The organism is Lentilactobacillus sp. TOM.63, assembly GCF_030361045.1.
Classification (GTDB): domain Bacteria; phylum Bacillota; class Bacilli; order Lactobacillales; family Lactobacillaceae; genus Lentilactobacillus; species Lentilactobacillus dabitei.
Map to the genome: position 1 here is coordinate 1 of NZ_JAUCAP010000122.1, position 4528 is coordinate 4528.

Annotated in this window: 3 protein-coding genes; 1 reads left to right on the forward strand and 2 read right to left on the reverse strand. The window is 43.4% G+C overall.

Annotation, left to right across the window (positions count from 1 at the left end):
- Positions 1-142: 142 nt before the first annotated feature.
- Positions 143-1351 carry a DUF5776 domain-containing protein gene (locus QUF07_RS13305; RefSeq protein WP_289427887.1) on the forward strand — a complete coding sequence of 403 codons (1209 nt, stop codon included), beginning with the start codon at positions 143-145 and terminating at the stop codon, positions 1349-1351.
- Positions 1352-1586: 235 nt separating this feature from the next.
- On the opposite strand, the gene gap is transcribed toward QUF07_RS13305, so the two are convergent.
- Both gap and QUF07_RS13315 read right to left on the reverse strand, forming a co-directional pair.
- The gene (gene gap / locus QUF07_RS13310) at positions 1587-2609 is read right to left on the reverse strand and encodes a type I glyceraldehyde-3-phosphate dehydrogenase (protein ID WP_054747048.1); all 1023 of its coding nucleotides are present in this window, start codon (positions 2607-2609) and stop codon (positions 1587-1589) included.
- Between the two features lie 399 nt (positions 2610-3008).
- Positions 3009-4421, reverse strand: a complete 1413-nt coding sequence (locus QUF07_RS13315) for an MFS transporter (protein WP_289427886.1) — start codon at positions 4419-4421, stop codon at positions 3009-3011.
- Positions 4422-4528 lie beyond the last annotated feature (107 nt).

The window sequence follows — 4528 nt, forward strand, 5'->3', positions numbered from 1 at the left end:
AGATAAAAACATACCCGTCAGTTTTCGAAAAAACACGAAAACTGACGGGCTTTTAATGAACTATGAATAATTCAGGGAAATTACTAATAATGAACTTACGTGTCCCGGTGGAACCTCAGAGTCGGGAAACCGAAACTTGATCGTGGCAATCGGTAATGTACCGGTTGGGACAACTGCATACGGTGTTGGTTCGCTAAAAATTGAAAACAATAAAGTGAACGATTATACGACAACAAGAAGTATCAGTAATGTTCACGCGATCATTGCGGGGAATGTTGAAAACCTTCAAATTGCAAATAATGAGCTTGACGGGTATGTTGGGCTAAGAACAACGAATTATCAAGGTGGTCAAAGCCCACTTGGATCAGTTTCATTTACCAAAAATGTGGTGGATGCAACACATGGAGTTATGTTTGGCAAGAATGCGTTACCGGGAAATGGCATAGAAATTAGTGATAATACAGTTGGTCCTAATACTGACCTAATCAAGCCAGGTGCGGATGCCGCCTCTATCATTTTCAAATTTAGCGATGGGATAACCAAAGATGACATTCGGGTGATTCCAAAAGGAACGAACGTAATTTCCGTCCCTAGCGCTCAGCGAAAAGGCTATCAATTTGGTGGCTGGTACAATGAGAGTGGTCAAAAGGTGGCAGTTAACGGTAATCAATTAAATCTTAGCCAATTTAAAAACTCCAAAGCCGAAGAAGGCATCGACGAAGTCCTTACCGCCAGCTGGATTCCCGGAATGACGGTACCACCGATCACAAATTCTCCTGAAGTGACCGCACCAACCACTTCAACCACGCCGACGACATCAACGTCGCCAAATACTGAAACGGAAAAACCAACGACTTCGAAGAATCCGGTTCCCCGTCGTGCCATTAAGATGGGAGGATATCTCTATCTGACTAAGGGGACATCCCTATACCGAAGTGCGGACTTCAGTAATGGCAATCGTTTGAGCAAGTTTACCAAACAATCCCGGACAAAACGACCAGTATTCAAAGTTCTTGCTCACGCCTTCTCTAAGGCTGGAAACTTCCGCTACAAGGTGGTTGATCAGAATCAGGGTAGTAAAACATACAAGAAGACTGGCTACGTTACTGGTGCCAGTGGCTACTCCAGCAACCTCTATTACACGACGATGCCACAATCAAAACGAATTCAAGTCATTAATGCTAAGGGGATTTATCAATACAAAAACGCTAATTTGACCAACCGTCGCGATCGCATTGCAAAAGGCAAAACGTTGCGAATCAAAAAGGTCACAACTGGTAACGCAACTCGGTACCAATTGGCGAACGGAAATTACATTTCTGCCAACAAGCAATTGGTGATTTGGAAGTAATCAACCAGCTACTGCAAATACGTGTTCTAACGATGTGATGAACGTAGTCAAGAAGATAAGTGCATTAAGTAGCTAGAAGGATTGACTAATCTAAAAGATAACAATGGCTGTAAACAAAAATTCCTACCAGCACAGATAATGGTAGGAATTTTTTCATATATCCTGAAAACGCCAAAAAAAATCCCGAAGGACAAAATGAATTGCCTCCAGGATTTTTAGTTTGTGTTGATCTAAATTAATTCAAACCAGAAACTTCGGCAAATTTCTTAGCAGTTCGAACCATGTTGCTGACGAAGCCGTACTCGTTATCAAACCAGGTTGCGGTCTTGACCACTTGGAAATCGCCATTTGAGGTGACTTCCGTCAAAGTTGGATCATAAACGGCCCCGTGGGTGTCACCGATGATATCTGAAGAAACGATTTCGTCGTCGTTCCAGCCAAATGCTGGGTTGTTGTCAGTGTGTGGTTTGATGGCATCGTTAACTTGATCGGCGGTGACTTTGGTCTTAAGAACGGAAACCAATTCACAAACTGACCCATCAACAACGGCAACTCGTTGAGCGTGACCCTGTAAGTGACCTTCAAGTTCTGGAATGACTAAACCGATCGCTTTGGCAGCCCCAGTTGAATGAGGGATGGTGTTAGCAGAAGCGGTTCGGTTAGGACGGAACTTCTTGCCTTTAGGCCCGTCAAGAATCATTTGGGAACTGGTAAATGCGTGAATTGCTGTCATGGTGCCAACTTCCAAGCCAAATTCTTTATTGAGGAAGTAAGCCATTGGAGCTAACGCATTCGTGGTGCAAGAACCAGCCGAGATGATTTGATCGTCTGCGGTTAAGGTGTCGTCGTTAACATTATAAACGATTGTCTTCATTGGCCCGGCGGGTGCTGAGATCAAAACTTTCTTAACCCCGGCATCCAAATGAGCTTGTGATTTTTCTTTTGAAGTATAGAAGCCAGTACATTCAAGAACTAAATCTACCCCGTTATCCTTAACCCAAGGAATTTGGCTGGCGTCTTTTTCTGCGTAAACCCGGTATTTCTTGCCATCGACAACTAATGAATCATCCGTCGAAGAAATGTCGTAAGGCAGAGTACCATGAGTTGAATCATATTTGAATAAATATGCTAGCATTGACGGACTGGTTAAATCGTTGATTGCAACGACTTCCAAGTCCGGATCGTTGATTTCTAAAATACGGCGTAAAATTAAGCGACCAATTCGTCCAAAACCATTAATTCCAACTTTTACCATAATTGAAGTCCCCCTTTAAAATAGTGAGCGGAGCAAAGCGGTTAAAAGCTGGAGCCTAAGTTGTCTCGACCAGAAATCCCGGTTTTGGATTTTGGGTCGAGATAGCTTAGGTGCAAGCTTTTGCTTTGCATAGCTGTCCTAAAACCAGTGAGCGGAGTAAAGCGTTTAGAAGTCGGAGTGTAAGTCTCCTCGGAGAGAAATTCCTGATTTTGGGATTTTTCTCCGAGGTGCTTACGTGCAGACTTCTGCTTTACGCAGCTATCCTAAACCTAAGTAGCAGTCAATGCAGCTATTTACTGATACTAAATAACCAAATTCAGATTAACTGGTTTCGAGCAGAAATTCAATCAAAAAGCCTTGTACACAATGGAAAGATTGGAATTAATTGTTATGATGGTTGTGTTAATTGGTTTGGGCGGATTGATGTTGTCGCTGAATTCTAAAGTTGATAATAGTGGCGATGAGAGCGGCAGCGCTCAAGAGGGTTGCGAGTAAGAAATCGTAACGGCCACCAGTGAACGAACGGGCAGCTAAATTGCCAGTGCCACTATTTTGACTAATTGCCATGACCGCTGCCATGATCCCAACACCAATGGAACCGGCAAATTGTTGCAGCATGCTGAAGAAGGAATTGACGTCGGCCGTATATTGTTTGGGAACGTTTAGCATCGCGTTGGAAATTGTGTTCGAAAAGCCCATGTTGAAGCCAAATCGGAGGAACGAATAAACCAACAGAATGATCCAGGCTGATAGCAAGCCTTGGATACCATAGAAAATGCCACCACCTAAAGTCATTGAGATCAAACCGATGATAATTGGTAACGCGTAACCTTTGATATCAGCAAGGTGGCCAGCATACGGAGAAACGGCGGCACCAACTAATGATCCTGGTAATAAAACTAAGCCGGCGATAAATGGTGACGCATGCAGAACATATTGGCAGTAAACTGGGATTAGAAATGAAATGCCGATATTCACAAATTGCAAAACAAAATAGGTGAAGGCCGATAGGGATGTTGATAGCCATTTTAAAATCTTAATATCCAATAGTTGAGAGGATCCGTGGGTGTCTGAATAGATGAATAGCCCCAGCGCAATCAAGCCGATTAGAAATGGCATCACGACAGCGGAACTAAAGACTGGGTACTTACCGGCCTTGCTGACTGCGAAGACCATCGAAAATAGGGTGGTAGCCAACAATGCCAGACTTAAGATATCAAAAGAACCAGTGCCAACTGGATCAATTCGAATGTAGTGGGAACCGAGCCACCAACTAATCACGATGATGGGCAGAATTAGCCAAAAGATCATTCGCCACGACATGGTTGAAGAAATAGTTCCGCCATAGGTTGGCCCTAATGCTGGAGCCAATGAAATGACCATCCCGGATAACTCAGTCATTGAACCAATTCGTCCGGCCGGGATTTTGTTGAAAATGATATGGAACATCAGTGGGGTGGATAAGCCGGTGGCGATTGCTTGAATGAGTCGACCGGTTAGTAGCATTGAAAAGGTTGGTGATGTGGCACACATGACGTCACCGATCACAAAGGCAATTGCCGCAAATAGGTGGATCCTTTGTGATTTGAATTTTTTCAACAGATAAGCTGTGGTGGCCATGACGATGGTGACCATCAACAGATAACCAGTGGTGATCCACTGAACCGTATCCAAGGAAACGTTGAAAATTCTGGTGAGTTCAGGAAAAGTCACGTTCATCGATGTTTCGGTGAGAATTCCCGTAAATGAGAGTAGAGCGGCTGCTAGTAAAGCCAGGGTTGTTTGTCGGCTAATTTTTTCATTATTGGTTGTCATGATTTCATCTCTTCTTTATTCAAGATTGTTTTTAATGAAAGGATTCGCAGAAATCTCCTGGTTTTAACCAGGTAGATGAATGCACAAACTAATACCGAAAGGTGTTA